This window comes from Mesorhizobium sp. M7A.F.Ca.ET.027.03.2.1 (assembly GCF_003999175.1).
Lineage (GTDB): Bacteria > Pseudomonadota > Alphaproteobacteria > Rhizobiales > Rhizobiaceae > Mesorhizobium.
Genome location: NZ_RZOM01001963.1, coordinates 1 through 399, shown reverse-complemented (window position 1 = coordinate 399; position 399 = coordinate 1). Strand labels below are relative to the sequence as shown.

The 399-nt window shown below is 59.9% G+C and carries 1 protein-coding gene; it reads right to left on the bottom strand.

Annotated features, from left to right (window positions below; translation table 11 throughout):
* The coding region (locus EN750_RS38990) for an EAL domain-containing protein (protein WP_145968419.1) at window positions 1–399 on the bottom strand (399 nt) is incomplete at both ends.

The following is a 399-nucleotide window of genomic DNA, read 5'->3' as shown; positions in this document are numbered from 1 at the left end:
ATCTTCGAGTTGTCGCCATTCTCATGGATGTTCTGGACGAAGCGGCGATCGATCTTCAGCCGATCGATCTCGTTCGGGTTGACATGGCTGAGCGAAGCATAGCCGGTGCCGAAATCATCGAGTTCGAGATGGACGCCGGCTGCCCGGATGTGCCGCAGCTTGGCCGCGATACCCGTCTTTTCGTCATCGAGGATGACGGATTCGACGATTTCCAGCGACAGTTTCTGCGGCGGCAGCCCGGCCTTTTCCAGCGTCTCGAACAAGAACGCATCGAAATCGTGCTCGCGCAGCTCGGTGCCGGAAACATTGACGGCAAGCCGTCCGAAGGCAATGCCGGCGCGGTTCCATTCGGCCGCCTCGTTGATCGCCTTGGTGATGACGATGCGGCCGATCTCGGGC